Origin of the sequence: Halomonas sp. KM-1 (genome assembly GCF_000246875.1) — a bacterium.
In the GTDB taxonomy this organism is placed as follows: Bacteria; Pseudomonadota; Gammaproteobacteria; order Pseudomonadales; family Halomonadaceae; genus Halomonas; species Halomonas aerodenitrificans.
This window is the reverse complement of sequence record NZ_BAEU01000118.1, coordinates 35,634-57,199: the sequence shown is the minus strand read 5'-3', so window position 1 is coordinate 57,199 and position 21,566 is coordinate 35,634. Positions and strand designations below refer to the sequence as shown.

Below are 21,566 nucleotides of genomic sequence, written 5' to 3'. Positions count from 1 at the left end.
CGCTCGCCGACTTTTCAGACAGCGCCTGGGCGCTGATATGGGGCCGCATTATAACAGCCGGGCACCACGCCAGCACCACCAAGCCACGTGCACTTGTTTTTCCGGTCAAGTAGAATAACGCGCGCCGGACCGGATCCCGGTGCCCTGCCGCAGGCGGGGAGCGACAAATTCTCCGATACAGAGCCTTACCATGACCCAAGCGACCCCACGCTCCACCGTCGTGATCTACTCCGGCGGCATGGACTCCTATACCGTACTTCACCGTGCCCTGCGCGAAGGCCTGAACGTCACGGCCCTCTCCTTCGACTATGGCCAGCGCCACGCCCGTGAGCTGGAGGTGGCGGCACGCGTCTGTGCCGAGCTTGGCGTACCGCATCAGGTGGTCGACATTCGCGCCATTCACGGCCTGATCGACAACTCGGCGTTGACCGATGCCAGCCGCGACATGCCCGAGGGCGACTACGGCGAGGAGAATCTCGCCGCCACGGTGGTGCCCAACCGCAACATGATCCTGCTCTCGCTGGCCATCGCCAAGGCGGTCAACGTCGGCGCCGAGCGTGTCGACTACGGCGCCCACGGTGGCGATCACGTGCTCTATCCCGACTGCCGGCCCGAGTTCGTCGAGGCCATGAACGCGGTGGCCGGTATCGCCAATTTCTCGCCGGTCGAGATTCATGCGCCCTACCTGCGTGCGAGCAAGGCGGAGATCCTGGCCGAGGGCCTGGCCATGGGCCTCGATTACGCCAAGACCTGGACCTGCTACCGTGGCGAAGCCCTGGCCTGCGGGCTCTGCGGCAGCTGCCGCGAACGCCTGGCGGCCTTTGTCGCCAATGGCCAGACGGACCCGCTCGAGTATGCTGTCGATGCGCCACGACCCGACCTTGCCAGGGGAGGCGTCTAATGTATCACGTCAAGGAGGCGTTCTACTCGCTGCAGGGAGAAGGTGCGCGGGCCGGACGCGCGAGCGTGTTCTGTCGCTTCAGCGGCTGCAATCTGTGGTCGGGGCGCGAGCAGGACCGGTCGAGCGCGGCATGCAGTTTCTGCGATACCGACTTCGTCGGCACCGATGGCCAGAACGGCGGACGCTTCGCCAGCGCCGAAGCTCTGGCCAACCACCTGACGGCACTGTGGCCCGAGGCAGGCGGTGTGGCGACCCCCTATGTGGTCTTTACCGGCGGCGAGCCGCTGCTGCAGCTCGATGCGGCCTTGATCGCCGCCATGCATGCCCACGGCTTCGAGGTCGCGGTCGAGACCAACGGCACCCTGCCCGCCCCGGCAGGCATCGACTGGCTATGCGTGAGCCCCAAGGGCGCCACGCCCCTGGCGCTGACGGCGGGTGACGAACTCAAGCTGGTCTACCCCCAGCAGGCGGCGCCGCCCGAACGCTTCGCCGAACTCGCTTTCCGATACCACTTCCTGCAGCCCATGGACACCACGGCGTTGTCTGCCAACGACGAGCATATGAGCGCCACCGTGGCCTACTGCCTGGCCCACCCGCTGTGGCGACTATCGCTACAGACACACAAGATCACGGGGATCGACTGATGACGCTGTTCGTCAACCGCCTGACTCAACTCGACTCCTCGCTGTGGTGCCCGCAGCGGGGCCTGATCGGCGTCAGCTGGTTCGTCGACGCAGAGCTCGACGGTGAACTCGGCGAAGACGGCATGCTGTTCGACTTCGGCCACGTCAAGCCGTGGATCAAGTCGCGTCTGGATGCCAGTGCCGACCATACGCTGCTGGTGCCGATCCGCGCCCCTGGCGTCGAGATCAGCGAGTGCAGCGAAGGTATCTGCGTACGCGCCTCGCTGCCCTATGCCATGGAGGTTCGTGCACCGCGCCAGGCCTTCACCCTGCTGCCATGGCAGCAGATCGAGCCCGAACGGCTTGCCGATCACCTTGCCCGTGAGCTGATGAAGCGTCCTCCGCCGCGTGTCAGCGCCATCCGCCTGCGCCTGCGCCCGGAGGTGATCGAAGGCGCCGCCTATACCTACAGTCATGGCCTCAGGCACCATGGCGGCAACTGCCAGCGCATCGCCCACGGCCATCGCTCACGCTTGCACATCTGGCAGCGCGGCCAGCGCTGTCCGGCGCTGGAGGCCCACTGGGCAGAGCATCTGAACGACCGCTACCTGGTGGACAAGGCCGACATCGTCAATCGACCCGAGCCGGAACTCCGCCGCAGCCTGACCAGCCGCTACCGCGCCGAACAAGGCCGCTTCCAGTTGCGCCTGCCGCTGGAGCGCTGCCTCGTGCTCGACACCCCGACCACCATCGAGCACATCGCCGTCTGGCTGGCTCGGCAGATCGCCGCCGAAACGGGAACCACCACTCGGGTGCAGGCTTTCGAGGGAATCGACAAGGGTGCGATAGCCGAGGCCAAGCCGTGAGCCCAAGGAGCGAAGCCTCAACGGCAAGTCGGGAGGCGGGTTGTCGCCCTGGTTGCGGCGCATGCTGCATCGCGCCTTCGATCAGCTCGCCGATACCCGGCATGCCCCACGGCAAGCCGGCCCAGGTACGCTGCATCCAGCTCGACGAGGGCAACCTGTGTCGCCTGTTCGGCGACCCTCGCCGCCCCAAGGTGTGCGAGAGCTTCGCCTTCGACCGCGAGCTCTGCGGTGAGAGCCGCACTCAGGCGCTGCAGCGCATAGCCCTGCTCGAGTGCGGCACCACCGCCTAACCGTTACCTGCGACCACCCGGTCCTTGACTCCACTCACTTGAGGCAGTGGGCGGTCGAGCAAGGTACGCCAGCGAATCAGTACCGGCGCATCGCTGTGGCTCACGCTATCCAGCAGGATGCGGAACTGCTCGCGCACAGCCTCGTCACGGCAGTCGATGAACGACAGCCATGCCTCCAGCGCACACAGCTCCTGATGGCGATTCTCATGCTGGCGGGCGCACTCCAGCGCCTGTTCGACCAGCAGCCTCACCTCTTCCTTGGGCCGACCCAGCCGGTCGCGTACATGAGCCAGCTGAACCGCCAGTTCGGATACGAACAACGTGCTGCGCTCGCGGGCAATCATCAGGCACTGATCGAGGTAATCCTCGGCGCGGCTGAGCTCGTCGAGAGCCAGGCAGGCATCGCTGTACCACAGATTGGGGCGATGATAGCGGTCGCGCCCGGTGATTTCGCCCAGCTCCTCCTGCGCCAACTCCATCATGGTCAGACCGTCGCGATCGCCCGATAGCGCTCGGCGCCAGCCGAGGATCCCCTGGGCCGACACCTGCCACAGGTGCAGATCGGGCGTCTCGGTCAGCGCGACGGCCTGCTCGGCGCGGCGAGCCGCCAGATGCACGTGACCAAGCTGCCGGTAGAGGGCGGCGGCGAACAGCAGCGCCATGGCCAGTGAGCCGGGATGCCCGATGCGCTCGGCCAGGCGAATCGCCGACTCGACCTGCTGCTCGGCCCGCCTGTAGTCGCCGCGCAGGCAGATGGCCCAACCCTGGAAACAGGCGGCCGCCACCTGGGGGTGTTCGGAGAACGGCAGCCACTCGATCATCATCGGCTGCTCGAGCGGTGCGATTTCGTCGAGATGTTCGAAGGCCTGACGGATGCGTCCGGCCCAGTACTCGCAGTTGGCCCGGGCATAGTCGGCCAGACGCTGATAGCGAGGGTCTTCGAGCTTACCGGCGATCGTTGCCAGGCTGGCGGCGAGCGAGAAGGCGTCGGCATGGGCATGACGCTGGCTGCATCCCACCCACAGCCCCCACTTGACCAGGAAGGCCTGCTCCAGATCCTCCGCGTCCTCAGCGTGACAGCCCTCGTGCTGCACCAGCAGCTCACGGGCACGGACGAAGCTCTCGTGGGCGGTCGGCGAGCCATGCCCTTCGAGGGCAAAGGCGGCCTGACCGCGCACGGTCAACAGGCTGATCTCGCGCTCGGCCTGATTCTCCACGTGACGCAGACTGGCCAGACCGAAATCGGCCATCTTCAGCGCGGTGCGGTTGGCGCTGACCTTGAGCGCTTCCCGCGCCGCCAGTTCGAAGTAGCGAGCACCGCGCGCGTAGTGGCCGCTGCGTCGCAGGTGGGTGGCAAAATCGCCTGGGTGACGGCCGATCCACATCGGGAAACGCTCCTCGATGAGGCTGACCACTTGGCGGTGGATGCGCACCCGCACGTCACGGGGACAGGAGAGGTAGGCGGCCTCCTGCAGCAACTGATGGCTAAACTGGTATTCGCGGCCGCCGCCCTCGCCGCCCGCCGGTTCGATGATCTCCAGCCGGCGCATCTGCTCCAGCGCACGATTGAGCTGGGTCATGTCCCAGCCGCTGCATTCAGCGAGGAAATCGAGCCGGAAGCGACGCCCCAGCACCGCAGCCACATGAGCCACTTCGCGGTCGCCGTCGAGCTGGTCGATGCGCCCGGCGAGCAGCCCCAGCAGACCTCGGGGGAGCTCATCGAGATGCACCATGCGCCCCTCGCGACGATCCATTTCCAGGCGCCGGCAGATTTCCTGCATGTAGAGCGGCACGCCGTCGCAGCGCTCGATGATCTGCCCGCGCAGCCGTGGGCTGAGATGCAGCCGGTAACGTCTGGCCAGCTGCGACAGCAGCCGCGACGACTGCATGGCATCGAGATGTCCCAGGGTGATCTGCTGGTCCCAGTGCAGGCGGGTCGGCAGCGCCTCGCGGCCATGATGGCTGGCCACCAGCAGGAAGGCGCAGTTGATCGGCAAGCGTGCCTGCAACCCTGCCAGCACTCGGAAGGAGGGCTCATCGAGCCACTGCAGGTCGTCGACCATCAGCACCTGGGTGCGCTCGATGGCCTGACGCTCGATGACGCGGCAGAGCAAGGCCACTACCAGATCGGCCGCCTCACCGCTCTTGGCCAGTTGCGCCACCTCAGGCGACTCGCGTACGCCCAGCGCCTCTTCGAGCAGACCCAACTGTTCCGCACTCAGCGACAGATCGACCTGAGCGACCAGCTCCTCGAGTGACGGCTGGTCGAGCTTGCCTTCCAGATGCCAGCGCAGCAGCGTACGCGCCACGCCGTAGGGCTCCAGCACGGAAAGCCGCGTGGTGGGCTGCCAGCAAATGGCAGCATCGCGGCTGAGTTCGAGCTGGCGGAAGCCGACCATCAGGGCCGACTTGCCCATGCCGGAGGCGCCGCGTACCAGCACGCTCTGGCGCAGGCCGATGCCGGCCCGGGCCAGGGCATCGCGCAGCACCCGCAACGACGACTCGCGCCCCACCAGACTTGGTGGCATGGCATCACGTCCGCCCTCGTTATGGCCCAGCACCAGCGCCCGCAGGCGCACCCGACCGTCGCTCGCCACCAGCCGCGACGACAGGCGCGGCTGCAGGTCCAGCGCAGGCGGCATGTGCTGACTCGCCTCCTGAGAGATCACCAGTTCGCTACCCTCGGCAGCGCTCATCAGTTCCAGCGAGCCCTGGGTCACCTGCCCCAGAGGATCGACCAGCTGGCGCTCGGGCAGATAGACCACACGACCGCTGTTCAGGCCGGCGGCAAGCTCGATGCGCGGCGGCTCGTCCTCACCGCTCCAGTGCCGGCTCACCTCGTCGGGCAGCACGCGGCGGCAGTGTTCGTAGAGCGCCACCAGCTCGGCAAGCTGATGGGCCGGGCCATGGGTGCCGAAACAGGCCAGACCCAGCCCACCGGTAGCCCCGGGCAGCCAGAAACCGCCCAGGTGATGACACTGCTGCTCCAGCCAACGCATGAGCTCGATCTGCAGCGCCAGGCAGGCGCGGGTCTCGTCACGGGCGGAAAACTCGCCTTTGACCCGCAGCCGAATGGCCATCACCGACAGCTGGCGCTGTTCGATCTCGTCTTCACGCAGCGGAGAACTTCCGTGGGCCAGGGTGCGCGAGAAGGCCCCCTGGGGCGAAAGGCTCTTCAGATCGGGAGTTCCGTCCGACCAGTAGCGTGCCAATTGAAGAAAGTTGGGCTCAGGCTGCTGGCCGGAGAGCGCCAACAGTTGCAGGTAGGCGTTGTACTGTTCGTGGGCGGCGGCCAGTTGGCCCTGCTCGGCAAGCTGGCGCACCAGCCGCTCATGGAAGGGCCCATAGCCGGAGAAACGGCTGACGAGGGTCTGCAACAGGGGGTCGGGCACTTCATCGTGGCGCTCGAGCACGCCTTCGGCGAAACGGATCACGCGCTGGCGCCACTCGTTGCGCAGCTGGACCAGCCAGCGCTGGAACTCGGTACAGGCCGGCAGTTGCAGCTCCTCCACCAGATCGCCCCGGTAGCGCCGCAGCAGGCATTGGAGCGTCTCCACGTCCTGTTCGCCTTCCAGCAGTTGTTGCAGCTCGCGCAGGTCGAAGCGCCAGCTGTCCGGCCGCCGGAAGGCGATGGTCTGGCGTGACACGACCAGCACGCGCTCCGCTTCCTCGCCCAGGGATTGCCTCAAGCAGTGGAGCGCGTGACGCAGGTTGGTACGACCGGAAGAGAGCCCCTGGTCGGGCCACAGCAGCTCGGCCAGGCTGGCCCGGTTGACCGGCTGATGATGGAGCAGAAGATAGACCAGCAGCGCCTTGACCTTGTCGTAGCTGAACTGGGTCAGTACGTCATCACCCAGTGCCAGCGAGAACTGGCCGAACAACGCCAGGTGATCACACTCACTGTTCTGCACGATATCTGAAGCGTCCTGCATGACGGAACCCTGCATGGCGAAGTGGCGGCGTCAGGCCGGCACGCCACTATGGAAACGAAACGCCGTGTCCGGCGTGACTATTAGTTGTGCTTCGCATTCGGCAAAGAAATCCACCCGCTTGTCAATGGGATCTTTCGCAAGATGCCGGGCCAGCATCAGATAATCCTCGAAATGCCGGCCCTCTGACTTGACCAGCGAGCGATAGAATCGGGCCAGTTCGGTGTCGAGGTGGGGTATCAGCCTGGCGAAACGTTCGCAGCTTCGCGCCTCGATGAATGCCCCGATGATAAGGATATCGACAAGTCGCTCCGGTTCTTGAGGGCGAACGTGGCTACGTAGCGCTTCGGCATAGCGTGACGCACTCAGATGGCGGTATTCGATGCCGCGCGCCTCCATCAGCTTTACCACCTGCTCGAAGTGCAACAGCTCCTCGCGGGCGAGCTGCGACATCTTGGTCAGCAGCAGGGGTTGGTCGACATAGCGGTAAAGCAGGCTCATCGCCGTGGAAGCGGCCTTCTTCTCGCACTGGGCGTGGTCGATGAGCAGCAGATCGGGGTTCTTCAGCGCCCACTCGACCCACGCATCGGGCGTGGGGCAGGCGAGAAAGGCGAGCAGGCTCGGCGGCAGCTCGACGTCATGGGGCGCTTCGAGAGTCTCGGACATGGTTCAGGCTCGGTATTCCTGGTCGTGCGAATCATGGGGAAGCGGCGGGTACTTGCTCGAGGCCTGACGCTCGCCAGCGGCCTCGAGCAGATGCTCGCCCAGGCGGGCATACAGCTCCGCCGCACTGAGTTCGGCGACCCCCTCCAGAGGCTTCAGGCCATAGCGCGACAGATCGCGAATACGATCGCGCCCGACCCGCAGCAGTTCCACCGCCCGCGACAAGGACGGCTGCTCCGGGCGAAAGCGAATGCGGTAGCGGCGCAGCTGCGCCTCCAGCATGGCCTCGTCGATGACCTGCAGGAAGCGCCCGGCCACTCGCTCGCGCAGAGTATCCAGTTGCGCCATGCGCAGGCTGCGCTGCTCGGCCGTTAGGGCCATCCATTCGCCGATCTCGCTATCCGTTCGCTGACAGCCTCGACATATCGGGTCGCCCAGCGTCGTCGAGCAGAGCCCCACACAAGGTGAGGCGATACGCGCGCACATCACCGCTCTCCCTTCATTTATCGGCCCCATGGTAACGCGCCCCGCCGCGAGTGGCACGTTGTAGTTCGACAACATCGCGGCGACCAAAGTCTAGCGCCCGGCTCAGCGGGCCAACTTAACATTGTCGACAGTTTCCCGTAGAATCGCGGCACCCAGTGACTACGGTTGTTTCCCCGCCAAGGCAGGCATTGCGTCGAGGATCATCGACGTATCGGCCTGCCTTGGGCAACACACCAGATGAGGGCCCCAACGTGCTTGAAGCCTATCGCCAACATGTCGAAGAACGCGCCGCCGAGGGCGTCCCGCCGAAGCCCCTGAATGCCGAACAGGCTGCCGCGCTGGTCGAGCTGCTGAAGAACCCGCCTGCTGGCGAAGAGGAGTTCGTCCTCGACCTGCTGACCAACCGCATTCCGCCGGGCGTCGACGAGGCTGCCTATGTCAAGGCCGGTTTCCTGACCGCCATCACCAAGGGCGAGGCGCAGTCTCCGCTGGTCGACAAGGTTCACGCCGTCAAGCTGCTGGGCACCATGCAGGGTGGCTACAACATCGCCACCCTGGTCGAGCTGCTGGACGACGCCGAGCTGGCCAAGGAAGCCGGTGAACAGCTCAAGCACACTCTGCTGATGTTCGATGCCTTCCACGACGTGGAAGAGCGCGCCAAGGCCGGCAATGCGGTGGCCAAGGACGTCATGCAGTCCTGGGCCGAGGCCGAGTGGTTCCTGTCCAAGCCGGCGCTGGCCGAGAAGATCACCCTCACCGTGTTCAAGGTGCCGGGCGAAACCAACACCGACGACCTCTCCCCCGCGCCGGACGCCTGGTCGCGCCCCGACATCCCGCTGCACGCCAACGCCATGCTCAAGAACGAGCGTGAAGGCATCGTGCCTGAAGTGCCCGGCACCACCGGCCCGCTCAAGCAAATCGAAGAGGTGAAGGCCAAGGGCTTCCCGGTCGCCTATGTGGGCGACGTGGTCGGCACCGGCTCCTCGCGCAAGTCCGCCACCAACTCGGTGCTGTGGTTCTTCGGCGACGACATCCCCAACGTGCCCAACAAGCGCGCCGGCGGTTTCTGCTTCGGCGGCAAGATCGCCCCGATCTTCTTCAACACCATGGAAGACGCCGGTGCCCTGCCGGTCGAGATGGACGTCTCCAAGCTCGAGATGGGCGACGTCATCGACGTCTACCCCTATGAAGGCAAGGTGTGCAAGCACGGCACCGACGAAGTGGTTTCGACCTTCGAGCTCAAGACCCAGGTGATCCTCGACGAGGTGCGCGCCGGCGGCCGCATTCCGCTGATCATCGGTCGCGGCCTGACCGGCAAGGCGCGCGAGTCGCTGGGCCTGCCCCAGTCGGACGTGTTCCGCCTGCCCGAGCAGCCCAAGGACACCGGCAAGGGCTTCACCCTGGCCCAGAAGATGGTCGGCAAGGCCTGCGGCATGGAGGGCGTGCGCCCGGGCATGTACTGCGAGCCGAAGATGACCACCGTGGGCTCCCAGGATACCACCGGCCCGATGACCCGCGACGAGCTCAAGGACCTCGCCTGCCTCGGCTTCCAGGCCGACCTGGTCATGCAGTCGTTCTGCCACACCGCGGCCTATCCGAAGCCGGTCGACGTGGAAACCCACCACACCCTGCCCGACTTCATCATGAACCGCGGCGGCGTTTCGCTGCGTCCGGGCGACGGCATCATCCACAGCTGGCTCAACCGCATGCTGCTGCCCGACACCGTGGGCACCGGCGGCGACTCCCACACCCGTTTCCCGCTGGGCATCTCGTTCCCGGCCGGCTCGGGCCTCGTGGCCTTCGCCGCCGCCACCGGCGTGATGCCGCTGGACATGCCGGAATCGGTGCTGGTGCGCTTCAAGGGCAAGCGGCAGCCGGGCGTCACTCTGCGTGACCTGGTCCACGCCATCCCCTACTACGCCATCAAGCAGGGTCTGCTGACCGTGGCCAAGGCGGGCAAGAAGAACGCCTTCTCCGGCCGCGTGCTGGAGATCGAAGGCCTCGAGGACCTTACCGTCGAGCAGGCCTTCGAGCTCTCCGACGCCTCCGCCGAGCGCAGCGCCGCAGGCTGTACCATCACCCTGGGTGAAGCGAGCGTCACCGAGTACCTGAAGTCCAACATCACCCTGCTCAAGTGGATGATCGCCAACGGCTATGGCGACAAGCGCACCATCGAGCGCCGCATCCTGGCCATGGAAGAGTGGCTGGCCAACCCGAGCCTGATGCGCGCCGACAAGGACGCCGAGTACGCCGAGGTCATCGAGATCGACCTGGCCGAGCTCAAGGAGCCGGTACTCTGCGCGCCGAACGATCCGGACGATGCCCGTCTGCTCTCCGAAGTGGCCGGCGAGAAGATCGACGAGGTCTTCATCGGCTCGTGCATGACCAACATCGGCCACTTCCGCGCCGCGGGCAAACTGCTCGAGAAGCAGCCGGCCGGCAGCCTGAAGACCCGTCTGTGGCTGGCACCACCGACCAAGATGGATCAGCACCAGCTCACCGAAGAGGGCTACTACGGCATCTACGGCCGTGCCGGTGCGCGCATGGAAATGCCGGGCTGCTCGCTGTGCATGGGCAACCAGGCACGTGTCGCCGCCAAGAGCACCGTGGTCTCGACCTCTACCCGCAACTTCCCCAACCGTCTGGGCGACGGCGCCAACGTCTACCTGGCATCGGCAGAACTGGCGGCGGTGGCCGCGGTGGAAGGTCGCCTGCCGAGCGTCGAAGAGTACCAGCGTTACATGGGTGAATTCGACGCCATGGCCGGAGAGATCTATCGTTACATGAACTTCCATGAGATCGAGGAGTATCAGAACGCCGCTTCCAACGTGATTCCGGTCGCCCAGGAAGCCTGATACCATCCGGTTCTGATAGAATCAGGTTCGACTCCGATGCTCGCAACATCGATGGCATCAGAAAGCTGATGCCGGAGCCGATGAACGAAGCGCCCTCTCACGAGGGCGCTTTTTTATTGCCGTCTTTCTGGGCTGCGCCTCGCTACGTTTCTTTACCCTCGCTGCCTTGAGCGATGCCATGGGCGTGTCTAACTTTAATAGGTCTGTGTGCAGATCTGTCGGCCAGGAAGCCGGCTCGCACATGAAGACGAGGGATAGAAAGAATGAGGGATGGAAACCACAAGGGACATTCAAGGAGTAGAACATGTCGAATAGAACACTCCTCTGCATAACATTAACGACTGCAACGCTGATCGTCGCCAACGGGGCTCAGGCACAGGCTCACTACGAGCCGCACCAGCAGTATGCCTACCTGGGGCTGGGCACCGGTTTCAGCTCGCTGGAAAACGATCGCGACGAAGTCGACAACTTCATCGAAAGCGGGGGCCGCAACTTCAGCATCGACGACGATGACAACGTGTGGAAAGTCTTCGCCGGCTACCAATTCAACCGCTACCTGGCGGTCGAGGCCTTCTACGCCGACCTGGGGCGCGTGCGCTTGCGCGGTACCGACGGCGCAAGCACCGACCTGGAATCCACCGCCTATGGCGCCAGCGTGGTGGGCCAGCTCCCCATCACCGACTGGTTCACCCCCTTCGCCAAGATCGGTGCGGCCAGTTGGGAAACCGAGGTGCGAGGCAACCTGGGCGATACCGAGCTGAACCTGCAGGACAACGACGGCTTCGACCCGGTCTACGGACTTGGCGCCCAGTTCAACTTCAACCCCATTCTTATCCGCGCCGAGTACGAGCGCTACGACCTCGACAGCGACTACACCATCGACACCTTCACCGCTTCGGTGGGGTGGCGCTTCTAGGGTTCTGGGCTTCGACGCCGGGTTCGCCCGGCGTCGGTCGTCTTGCGACGAATCGATGAAGGCCGGGCAACAGGCGTTATGGCATCATCCCGTGACACATCACTTAGGCAAGGAGCCCTCGATGACCGCCATCATCACGCCCGATATCTGCGATGCCCATCCGGAAGTTCAGGTACTCGACCCCATCTTCGTCAGCTACGGTGGCCGCGAGGCATTCTGCGGTCCGATTCGTACGGTCAAATGCTTCGAAGACAACACGCTGATCAAGCAGGCGGTGAGCGAGCCCGGCGAAGGTGCCGTGCTGGTAGTCGATGCCGGCGGCTCGCACCGCTGCGCCATGCTGGGCGACATGCTGGCCGAACTGGCCGTGGACAACGGCTGGTCCGGTGTCGTGATGTACGGCTGCGTGCGCGATGTCGATGTGCTGGCCGAGACGGACCTGGGCGTGCATGCGCTGGGCGCCCATCCGCGCAGGAGCGAGAAACGCGGCGAGGGCAGCCGCGACATTACGGTCACCTTTGCCGGCGTCACCCTGCGCCCCGGACAGTGGCTGTACGCCGACAACAACGGCATCGTAGTCGCCGAGGAGCGGCTGCCACTGGAGAGCTGAGCCTCACGTCGTGGCACACGGGCTTGCCCTGCCGGCAGTCTCGATGCCACGCTATAGGCATGAGTATTGAGCGGGAGCAGGAGAGCGGATGAAGTCACTCGGCGTGGATGTGCTGCGCAGCCTGCGAGAGCACCTGCGACCGCTGGTGGCGTATCATCTCTTCTTCACCCTGCTGGCCTCCAGCTTGCTGCTGCCCACGGTGGCATGGACACTGACGAGCCTGCTCGGCCGCTTCGACCGACCGGTGATCACCAACGCCGGGCTGCTGGACCTGTTGCTCAGCCCGGCCGGCATGCTGTGGCTGCTGGCCGCCATCGGCCTGACCTTCCTGATCCTCTACCTGCAGCAGGCCGGCATGATCCTGGTGGCGGTAAAGCGCCGCGACAATCACTTCCGGCTCGCTTTCATCGCGCTATGGCAGACGCTACGCCGCCTGCCCACCCTCGCCGGTCTGGTGGTGCTTCAGGTGGGCGCTCACCTGCTGCTTATCCTGCCCGTGGTTCTGCTACTGGGCTGGCTCTACGACGCCATCATAGGGGGGCTCGACCCCTATTACGTGCTGCGCATGCGGCCACCGGCATTCTGGTACTACCTCGGCCTGGCAGTGCCCCTGGCCCTCGTCTGGGCCGTGATTGCGGCATCCGTTTACGTACGCTGGATACTGGCCCTGCCAGCGGCCATGCTGGAAAACCTGACACCGCTGGCGGCACTCAGACGCAGCCGTGATCTGACCCGCGGCCACAGAGCCCAGGTCGCGCTGGTGGTCATTTCGGTGCTGCTGGTCATCGTGGCCCTACCCCTGCTTGCCACCGGCCTGTTCGACCGGGTCTTCACCCCGATGCTGTGGTGGCTGCCCGAGCGCAACGCGGTGCTCATCCCCGCCATGCTGACCTACGTCACCGGCTACGTGCTGGTGACGCTGGCCATTACCTTCCTGGGTATCGCCGCCAATGCGCTGCTGTCGGCCTGCCTCTATCTGCGTCTCGCGCATCGCGAGCCCCGCCCCGCCCCGCCGCCGCCCGATGCCCATCCCGGCCGCCTGGCCTGGGGCGTGGAAGCGGGCGTGCTGGTGTTCGCCCTGTTTCAAGCCTGGTGGATCGTCAACAGCTTCGAGCTACGTGACGACGTCACCGTCATCGCCCATCGCGGCAGCTCCATGGCGGCTCCGGAAAACACCCTCGCCGCCATCGAACGTGCCGTAGAGGACCGCTCCCACTACGTGGAGATCGACGTGAGGCTCAGCGCCGACGGCGAGGTGGTGCTCTACCACGATCGCAGCCTGCAGCGCCTCACCGGCGACCCGCGCAACGTACGTGATCTCACCCTCGAAGAGCTTCGCCAGTTCGATGTCGGCAGCTGGTTCGGCGACGCCTTCGTCGGCGAGCGCATCCCCACCCTGGACGAGGCTTTCGCCGCGGTACGCGGTCGCAGCGCCCTGATGATCGACATGAAGCCCGACCCGGGAACGGAAGAAGCGCTGGTAGAGGCCGTCATCGCCTCGCTGCACCGGGAGAACGAAGCCCGGCGTGAGTGCCTGGCTCAAGCGAGCGCGGCCGAAGCCGCCCGCTGCGGCACTCCGGAGGCCGCAGAGGAGACACGCCTGGCGGTAATGTCGAGCGGCGTGCTGGAAATGGTCAAGGAGCGGGAGCCGGAGCTGCGCGTGACGCTGCTGGCTCAGTTGGTGATGCCGGGAACGCTGGACCGGCGCAGCTTCGACGCCCTGGGCCTGCGCCACAACAGGATCACGCCCAATGAGATTCGCCTGGCGCGGGAGCTGGGCTACGAAGTGCATGCCTGGACGGTCAATGACCGGGCCAGGATGTCGCAGATGATCGATCTCGGCGTCGATGCCATCATCACCGACTACCCGGATCGACTCGTGGAGCTCATGGACGAACGTCGTGAACTCGGCGACGGCGCGATCCTGCTGGTCAAGCTGCGCAACTGGCTGCGGCGCTGAGGGGCGCCCGCGCGGACGCCCCTCAGTGACCTCAGTCGCCCATCACTACGCCTTCACGGCGCGGGTCGGCCCCACCGAAGTAACCGTCCTCGGTACGCTGAATGGCCTGCAGGCCGCTGACCAGCTCGCGCTCGCTGGCCTCATGACCAAGCTCGTTGAGCGCTTCGAGCACCTCGCCGGGGAAGCGCCCCTCTTCGAGGTAGGCCGGCCCACCCAGGGTGATGGCGTGGGGCAGGTTGAGCGCTTCCTGGGCATCGAGCCCCCACTCGAGCATGGCCACCAATGCCTTAGCGGTGTAGTGAATGATCGCAGCACCGCCGGGCGAGCCCAGGCTCGCCACCAGTTCGTCGGTTTCACGGTCGAATACCAGCGTGGGGCTCATGCTGGAGCGCGGCCGCTTGCCCGGTTCGACCCGGTTGGCGATGGGGGTGCCATCGGCCCCCAGCGGACGAAACGAAAAGTCGGTCAGTTCGTTGTTGAGCAGGTAGCCGCCCGCCAGGCCAGTACCGCCGTCCGCCAGAATGCGCGAGCCGAAGGCGGCCTCGATGGTGGTGGTCATGGCCAGGGCATTACCCTCTTCATCGACGATGCTGATGTGGCTGGTGCCGTACTCCGGCTGAGGGAGCTGCATGGACCAGGCCATTTCCACCTCGCCCGGGTTGCCGGCTTCGGCGCCGTCGGGGCCTACGCTGCGCTCACCGATCAGTTCGGCGCGCTTGGCCAGGTACTCGGAGTCGAGCATGCTGTTCCAGTCGCCGCCGGGGGCGTTGACGAAATCCGGATCGCCAATGAACTTGCCGCGATCGGCAAAGGCCAGCCGTGAGGCCTCGAGGAAGCGATGCAGCCACTCCGTGCTGGGACGATCCTCCTCCATCGGCTCCTCGATGTCAGGCAGCTGCTTCATGACGCCCAGGATCTGCATGATGGTCAGGTGGCCGGAGGAAGGCGGCGGAAAGCCGCACACCCGGTAGGCCTGCCAATCGGTACACAGCGGCTCGCGCTCCTTGGCCACGTAGGTCGCCATATCCTCCAGGCTGATCGCCCCGGGGCGGCCAGGATGCCCCTGAACCCGGGAAACGAGGTCTTCGGCAATCGGGCCGGTATGCAGCGCCTTGCTACCCTCTTCGGCTATCTTGCGCAGGATCTCCGCCAAGGCGGGGTTCTGCAGGCGATGCCCCTGAGGCAAGGGCTCGCCCTCTTCCGTATAGTAGAAGGCGGCGCCGAGAGGATCGTCGCGCAGCCGCTCCTCCGCGGCCAGGCTGGTATGCAGCCGGGGGCTGACCTCGAAACCCTCCTCTGCCAGGGTGATGGCCGGGCCGAACAGCTCCGCCCAGGGCAGCTTGCCATGGCGTTCATGCGCCTTCTCCAGCATGCGCACGGTGCCCGGCACGCCGACCGAGAGCCCACTGGCTGCCGCCTCCATGAACTCGAGCGGCTCGCCTTCGCCATTCAGGAACAGCGACTCGCTGGCCGCCCGCGGGGCTGTCTCGCGACCGTCGTAGGCCTTTACCTCGCTACCATCGTAGTGCATCAGGAAGGCTCCGCCGCCGATGCCGCTCGACTGTGGCTCGACCAGGGTCAGTACCATCTGCACGGCGATGGCGGCATCCACTGCCGAGCCACCCGCCCTGAGGACCTGATAGCCGGCGTCGGTGGCCAGAGGGTTGGCTGCCGCCACGGCAAAACGCTCGGTGGCCCAGCCGGGCTTCTCGCTGTAGCCGGACGCCGACTCCGGCGCGATGGCGGGTGCCTCGTACTGAAACGCCGTCTCGGCGGATGCCAGCAACGGCAGGCCCAGCGCGCACGATGAAACGACGCAGGCCAACCAGCGTCGGGGGAAGACAGAGCGCATATCCATGAAAAATAGCCCCTCGGTAACTCCATGTAAGAGGTGTAAGCATAGGCGAAAAAAGACCCGATTGAGAGAGCTCAATCGGGTCAGTTTGTAACCTAAGTACGCTTTGCCTAGGCCAGCGTTTCCCCCGCCAGCATGAACCAGGTTTCCAGCACAGCATCGGGGTTCAGGGACACCGAATCGATGCCCTGTTCCATCAGCCATTTGGCCAGATCGGGGTGATCGGAGGGGCCCTGACCGCAGATGCCGACGTACTTGCCCTGGGCCTTGCAGGCCTGGATAGCCATGGCCAGCAGTCGCTTGACCGCCGGGTTTCGCTCGTCGAACAGATGAGCCACGATGCCGGAGTCGCGATCCAGACCGAGGGTGAGCTGAGTCAGGTCGTTGGAACCGATCGAGAAGCCATCGAAGTGCTCGAGGAACTCCTCCGCCAGCAGCGCGTTGGCCGGCAGCTCGCACATCATGATCACCTTGAGCCCATTGTCGCCGCGCTTGAGCCCGTTGGCGGCCATCAGCTCGACGACCTCACGGGCCTCTTCGGTGGTACGCACGAAGGGCACCATGATCTCGATGTTGTCGAGCCCCATCTCGTCACGCACGTACTTGAGGGCTTTGCACTCGAGCTCGAAGCACGGACGGAAGGCATCGGAAACGTAGCGCGAGGCGCCGCGGAACCCGAGCATGGGATTCTCTTCGCCCGGCTCGTAGAGCTTGCCGCCGATCAGGTTCTCGTATTCGTTCGACTTGAAGTCGGAAAGACGCACGATCACCCGCTGCGGATGGAACGCCGCCGCCAGGGTCGAGATGCCTTCGACCAGCTTGTCGACGTAGAAGTCCACGGGGCTGGCATAGCCGGCGGTGCGCAGGTTGATGGTCTGCTGCAGGTCCAGCGGCAGTGTGTCGTATTCGAGCAGCGCCTTGGGGTGCACGCCGATCATGCGATTGATGATGAACTCCAGGCGCGCCAGGCCGACGCCGGCATGGGGCAGGCTGGCGAAGCTGAAGGCGCGGTCCGGATTGCCCACGTTCATCATGATCTTGAACGGGATCTCGGGCATCGCGTCGACGCTGGTGACGCGGCGGTCGTAGTCCAGCAGGCCTTCGTAGACGTGGCCGGTATCGCCCTCGGCGCAGGAGACCGTGACGTCGCGGCCGTCTGCCAGCACTTCGGTGGCATCGCCACAGCCGACCACGGCGGGGATGCCGAGCTCACGGGCGATGATCGCCGCGTGGCAGGTACGGCCGCCGCGGTTGGTGACGATGGCCGAGGCGCGCTTCATGATCGGCTCCCAGTCGGGATCGGTCATGTCGGTGACCAACACGTCGCCGGCGTTGACCTTGTCCATCTCCTCCGGGGTAAACACGATCTTGACCGTGCCACGGCCGATGCGCTGGCCGATGGCACGACCGTCGACCAGGGTGCGCCCCTTTTCCTTGAGGTGGAAGCGCTCGAGCTTGCCGCCCTCCTGCTGGGAGACCACGGTCTCCGGACGCGCCTGGACGATGTAGAGCTCGCCGTCGTCGCCGTCCAGCGCCCACTCGATGTCCATCGGACGCTGGTAATGCTCCTCGATGGTGACCGCCTGACGCGCCAGGGCCATCACCTGGTCGTCACTGATACAGAAGCGGGCACGATCCTTGAGCGGCACGTCCACGGTGGAGACCGATTTGCCGGCGCTGGCGTCCTCACCGTATACCATCTTGATCAGCTTGGAGCCGAGATTGCGACGCAGCACCGCCGGCCGGCCGGCCGCCAGAGTGGACTTGTGCACGTAGAATTCGTCGGGGTTGACCGAGCCCTGCACCACCGTCTCGCCCAGCCCCCAGGAGGCGGTGACGAACACCGCATCGCGATAGCCCGACTCGGTATCGAGGGTGAACATGACGCCGGAAGCGCCGGTCTCGGAGCGCACCATCTTCTGGATACCGGCCGACAGCGCCACGTTCTCGTGGGCATAGCCGCGATGCACGCGGTAAGAGATGGCGCGGTCGTTGAACAGCGAGGCGAACACCTCGTGCACGGCGCGCTTGACGTTGTCGAAGCCTTCGATGTTGAGGAAGGTTTCCTGCTGACCGGCGAAGGAGGCATCGGGCAGGTCCTCGGCGGTAGCCGAGCTGCGCACCGCCACCTTGAGGTTGGGATGCTGACTGGCCAGCTTGTCGTAGGCCGTACGCAGATGCGTCTCGAAGGTGGGCGGCAGCGGGGTGTCGATCACCCACTGACGGATCTCGGCGCCGACCCGGGCCAGCTCGTTGACGTCGTCGACGTCGAGCCGCGCCAGGGCCTGGTTGATACGCTCATTGAGCCCTTCGTTGGCCAGGAATTCGCGGTAAGCATGTGCAGTGGTGGCAAAGCCTCCCGGGACAGTGACACCGGCCCCCGACAGGTTCGAGATCATCTCGCCCAACGAGGCGTTCTTGCCGCCCACACGTTCGACGTCGTCCATGCCGAGCTGATCGAACCACAGGATGTAATCTTCCACGTAACCCCCTTGAATCTTCGTTGCCAAGGCTTTCGCACCCGCTGTTCAGGCGAAAAGCGCAATGCTGCCCACCTTAAACGCAAGCGGCCATATTCGCCATTGGTCTAACATCGAAGTCACTGGAGGTTTTTTACAACAACGGCTCGATTTGGCCGATTCCTGTAGTCAAGCTGCACCCTGAGCCGCTAAGCGACACCTTGCCGCCACGCTCGGTAGCCCGGACAATGGAGCTTCCTACACAACGAATAGCGCCGACGACATGCCTCGCACCGCCTTCTTCATTTCCGACGGCACCGGCATCACCGCCGAGAGCCTGGGCCGTAGCCTGCTGGCACAGTTCGAGAACGTCGAGCTGCGCATGCTGACCAAGCCCTATATCGACTCCCTCGACAAGGCCCGCACCCTGGTCGATATCATCGAGGCCACGGCGGTACGCGACGGTGAGGAGCCGATCATCATCGACACCATCGTCGACGAGTCTATCCGCGAGGTGATTCGCCGCGCCCCGGGCTTCAAGGTGGATATCTTCTCGACCTTCCTCAAACCGCTTGAGCAGGAACTCGGCACCCACTCGAGCTACACCGTGGGGCGCACCCACTCCATCGGCAAGGACGAGGTCTACATGGACCGCATCCACTCGGTTCACTTCGCCCTGGACAACGACGACGGTGCCCGCACCCACCAGTACGATCAGGCCGACGTGATCCTGGTCGGCGTGTCGCGCTGCGGCAAGACGCCTACATCGCTCTACCTGGCGCTGCAGTTCGGCATTCGTGCCGCCAACTACCCCCTCACGGAGGACGACCAGGACGAGGACGGCAACCTCAAGCTGCCTCCCGCCCTCGCCAAGCACCGCCACAAGCTGTTCGGGCTGACCATCGACCCGCGCCGGCTGGCCGCCATTCGCCATGAGCGGCGGCCCAACAGCCGCTACAGCTCGCTTGACCAGTGCGTACAGGAAGTGGAGCAGGCGGAAGGACTCTACCGTCAGATGCACATTCCCTTCATCGACACCACACGCTTCTCGGTAGAGGAGATTTCCACCCGCATGATCGCCGAGACGGGACTCACTCGGCGCTTCTCGCCGCGCTGAGACCCGACGCACCATGCGCAATCTGTCTCTGGGGCTGCTGCTCCTGATGTTGCTGCTGATCGGTGGGCCACTCTACATGTGGCAGTTCGGTGGCATCGATACCCGCGGTGACTGGCGCAGCGCCGACCGCACCATCGCAGGACTGGCCCCAGTACCAAGCGAGACCCCCGCTGCCGTGGTGCAGGTCTACTCGGCCCGCGCCTTCAACTGGCGCGGCATCTTCGCCGTGCACGCCTGGGTGGCCACCAAACCGGAGAACGCCGACAGCTACACCCTGCACCAAGTGACCGGCTGGGGCCGCCCCGCCCTCGCCTCGCGCGCCGGCACGCCCGACCGCGCCTGGTTTGGCAGCCAGCCGACTCTGCACGCCACTCTGTGCGGCAGCGAGGCCGAAAGCGCCATCGCGCGAATCGAAGCGTTGCTGCCCGAGTATCCCTATCGTGAGCACTATCGCGCCTGGCCGGGCCCCAACAGCAACACCTTCGTGGCCTGGCTGATTCGCGAAGTACCGGAGCTGGACGTGGCGCTGCCCTCCAGCGCCATCGGCAAGGACTACCTGGGCGGGAGCGTACTGGCAGCGACCCCCAGCGGTACCGGCGTGCAGCTGTCGCTGGCCGGCGTGCTCGGTGCCGCGGCGGGGCTGAGAGAAGGATTGGAGCTCAACATCGGCGGACTGGTGCTAGGCATCGATCCGGCAGCGCTCGGGGTCAAGCTGCCCGGCGTCGGCACCCTGGGATTGCGCGATGGCGGCCGGTCGCGGGGCGACTGCGCCCCGCTGCCTGCCGACCGATCCTGATACTGCCATTCTCCTGAAACTGCCGCTCAGCGCACGATGCCTTCGCGCCGCAGGCGGGCGATGTCCTCGACGGTCAGGCCCATCTCGGCGAGTATCGCGTCGCTGTCCTGGCCCAGCCTAGGCGGCGCGACCTCGCTCAGTGCGGGCTCATTGTCGAAGCGCAGCGGACAGGCGACTTGAGGCACCTCGAGATCGCCGCGTTGGAGCGTGCGCTGCATGCCACGGTGCTTCACCTGGGGGTCGTCGAACACCTCGGCAATGGTGTTGATCGGCCCGGCGGGAATGCCCCGTTTCTCCAGCTCGGCCAGCCACTCGTCGCGCCTACGGGTGAGGAAGATCGCCTGGATCAGCGGTACCAGCTCCGCGCGGCTGCCCACCCGGGCGGCATTGGTGGCATAGGCCGGATCCAGAGCCCATTCGGGGTGGCCCAGCAGCTCGGCCAGGCGTGAGAACTGGGCGTCGTTACCCACGGTGAGCACCAGATGCCCATCGGCACAGGCAAAGGCCTGGTAAGGCACGATGTTGGGGTGGGCGTTGCCGTGGCGCTCGGGCGAGACCCCGCCGACCAGGGCATTGAGCGCCTGGTTGGCGAGCGCCGCCACCTGCACGTCGAGCAGCGCCACGTCCACGTGCCGCCCCTGCCCGGTTCGCTCGCGCTCGTGCAGGGCGGAAAGCACGCCGATGGTGGCGTAGAGCCCGGTCATCACGTCGGTGATCGCCACGCCGGTCTTCATCGGCATGCCGTCGGGCTCGCCGCCGATGCTCATCAAGCCGCCCATGGCCTGAATCATGAAGTCGTAGCCGGCGCGGTGCGCATAAGGGCCATCCTGGCCGAAGCCAGTGATGGAGCAGCCGATCAGGCGCGGATTGAGCGCCTTCAGGCTGGCGTAGTCGAGGCCGTACTTGGCCAGGCCGCCAACCTTGAAATTCTCCAGCATGACGTCGGCGCCGGCGGCGAGCTGGCGGATCAGCGCCTGGCCCCGCTCACTGGCGACGTCCACCGCCAGCGACTGCTTGCCGCGGTTGGCGCACAGGAAATAGGCCGCCACCCGCTCGGTCTCGTCATCCTCGGCCAGCCACGGCGGCCCCCAGCCGCGGGTGTCGTCGCCGCGCTCGGGATGCTCGATCTTGATCACCCTAGCCCCGAGGTCGGCGAGCAACTGACCGGCCCAGGGGCCGGCCAGCACCCGCGACATGTCAAGCACCGTGATGCCTTCCAGCGGTCGACTCATGCTTGCAC

General features: G+C 65.6%; 16 protein-coding genes. 10 read left to right on the top strand and 6 right to left on the bottom strand.

From position 1 onward, the window contains the following. The first annotated feature begins 190 nt into the window (after positions 1 to 190). Genes queC through B8115_RS13600 form a run of 4 tightly spaced genes read left to right on the top strand, consistent with a single transcriptional unit; the run spans position 191 to position 2,680 of the window. On the top strand, positions 191 to 901 hold the full coding sequence (gene queC, locus B8115_RS13615; protein WP_010628365.1) for a 7-cyano-7-deazaguanine synthase QueC: 711 nt from the start codon (positions 191 to 193) through the stop codon (positions 899 to 901). Beyond that, positions 901 to 1,545 (top strand): 7-carboxy-7-deazaguanine synthase, encoded by a 645-nt coding sequence (gene queE, locus B8115_RS13610; RefSeq protein ID WP_010628364.1) that lies wholly within the window; start codon positions 901 to 903, stop codon positions 1,543 to 1,545. The genes queC and queE overlap by 1 nt, the downstream gene beginning before the upstream one ends. Next, positions 1,545 to 2,390 (top strand): 6-carboxytetrahydropterin synthase, encoded by an 846-nt coding sequence (locus tag B8115_RS13605; protein WP_010628363.1) that lies wholly within the window; start codon positions 1,545 to 1,547, stop codon positions 2,388 to 2,390. Before queE ends, B8115_RS13605 begins: the two co-directional genes overlap by 1 nt. Continuing rightward, positions 2,387 to 2,680, top strand: coding sequence for a YkgJ family cysteine cluster protein (locus B8115_RS13600; RefSeq protein WP_051004637.1), 294 nt, complete (start codon positions 2,387 to 2,389; stop codon positions 2,678 to 2,680). Before B8115_RS13605 ends, B8115_RS13600 begins: the two co-directional genes overlap by 4 nt. Here B8115_RS13600 and B8115_RS13595 read toward each other — a convergent pair. The 3 genes from B8115_RS13595 to B8115_RS13585 are packed head-to-tail and all read right to left on the bottom strand — an operon-like array spanning position 2,677 to position 7,758. Next, entirely contained in the window at positions 2,677 to 6,612 is a 3,936-nt protein-coding gene (locus B8115_RS13595; RefSeq protein WP_010628361.1) for an AAA family ATPase, read from the bottom strand. The two genes, B8115_RS13600 and B8115_RS13595, sit on opposite strands and share 4 nt — an antisense overlap. Before the next feature lie 30 nt (positions 6,613 to 6,642). Next, complete coding sequence (locus B8115_RS13590; RefSeq protein ID WP_010628360.1) at positions 6,643 to 7,275, bottom strand: tRNA-(ms[2]io[6]A)-hydroxylase; 633 nt, start codon at positions 7,273 to 7,275, stop codon at positions 6,643 to 6,645. A 3-nt stretch (positions 7,276 to 7,278) separates the two neighbouring features. Next, positions 7,279 to 7,758: a DUF1289 domain-containing protein gene (locus tag B8115_RS13585; protein ID WP_051004636.1), complete on the bottom strand. Its 480-nt coding sequence runs from the start codon at positions 7,756 to 7,758 to the stop codon at positions 7,279 to 7,281. 251 nt (positions 7,759 to 8,009) lie between these two features. Between B8115_RS13585 and acnB the strand changes: the two genes are divergently transcribed. From acnB to B8115_RS13565, 4 genes are all read left to right on the top strand, one after another. Continuing rightward, complete coding sequence (acnB, locus tag B8115_RS13580) at positions 8,010 to 10,613, top strand: bifunctional aconitate hydratase 2/2-methylisocitrate dehydratase (protein WP_010628358.1); 2,604 nt, start codon at positions 8,010 to 8,012, stop codon at positions 10,611 to 10,613. Between the two features lie 304 nt (positions 10,614 to 10,917). Next, positions 10,918 to 11,529, top strand: a complete 612-nt coding sequence (locus B8115_RS13575) for a porin family protein (protein WP_010628357.1) — start codon at positions 10,918 to 10,920, stop codon at positions 11,527 to 11,529. Positions 11,530 to 11,650: 121 nt separating this feature from the next. Further along, complete coding sequence (rraA, locus tag B8115_RS13570; protein ID WP_010628356.1) at positions 11,651 to 12,139, top strand: ribonuclease E activity regulator RraA; 489 nt, start codon at positions 11,651 to 11,653, stop codon at positions 12,137 to 12,139. Positions 12,140 to 12,227: 88 nt separating this feature from the next. Then, positions 12,228 to 14,099 carry a glycerophosphodiester phosphodiesterase family protein gene (locus B8115_RS13565; RefSeq protein ID WP_010628355.1) on the top strand — a complete coding sequence of 624 codons (1,872 nt, stop codon included), beginning with the start codon at positions 12,228 to 12,230 and terminating at the stop codon, positions 14,097 to 14,099. 31 nt (positions 14,100 to 14,130) lie between these two features. Here the strand turns inward: B8115_RS13565 and ggt are convergent, their stop codons facing one another. Both ggt and ppsA read right to left on the bottom strand, forming a co-directional pair. After that, positions 14,131 to 15,957 (bottom strand): gamma-glutamyltransferase, encoded by a 1,827-nt coding sequence (ggt, locus tag B8115_RS13560; protein ID WP_010628354.1) that lies wholly within the window; start codon positions 15,955 to 15,957, stop codon positions 14,131 to 14,133. A 107-nt stretch (positions 15,958 to 16,064) separates the two neighbouring features. Next, on the bottom strand, positions 16,065 to 18,437 hold the full coding sequence (gene ppsA, locus B8115_RS13555; protein WP_010628353.1) for a phosphoenolpyruvate synthase: 2,373 nt from the start codon (positions 18,435 to 18,437) through the stop codon (positions 16,065 to 16,067). Between the two features lie 259 nt (positions 18,438 to 18,696). Between ppsA and B8115_RS13550 the strand changes: the two genes are divergently transcribed. Continuing rightward, complete coding sequence (locus B8115_RS13550; protein WP_010628352.1) at positions 18,697 to 19,530, top strand: pyruvate, water dikinase regulatory protein; 834 nt, start codon at positions 18,697 to 18,699, stop codon at positions 19,528 to 19,530. A 13-nt stretch (positions 19,531 to 19,543) separates the two neighbouring features. Further along, entirely contained in the window at positions 19,544 to 20,326 is a 783-nt protein-coding gene (locus tag B8115_RS13545; protein WP_010628351.1) for a DUF3750 domain-containing protein, read from the top strand. A 26-nt stretch (positions 20,327 to 20,352) separates the two neighbouring features. Here the strand turns inward: B8115_RS13545 and B8115_RS13540 are convergent, their stop codons facing one another. Continuing rightward, on the bottom strand, positions 20,353 to 21,558 hold the full coding sequence (locus B8115_RS13540; protein ID WP_010628350.1) for a CaiB/BaiF CoA-transferase family protein: 1,206 nt from the start codon (positions 21,556 to 21,558) through the stop codon (positions 20,353 to 20,355). Between the last annotated feature and the right edge of the window lie 8 nt (positions 21,559 to 21,566).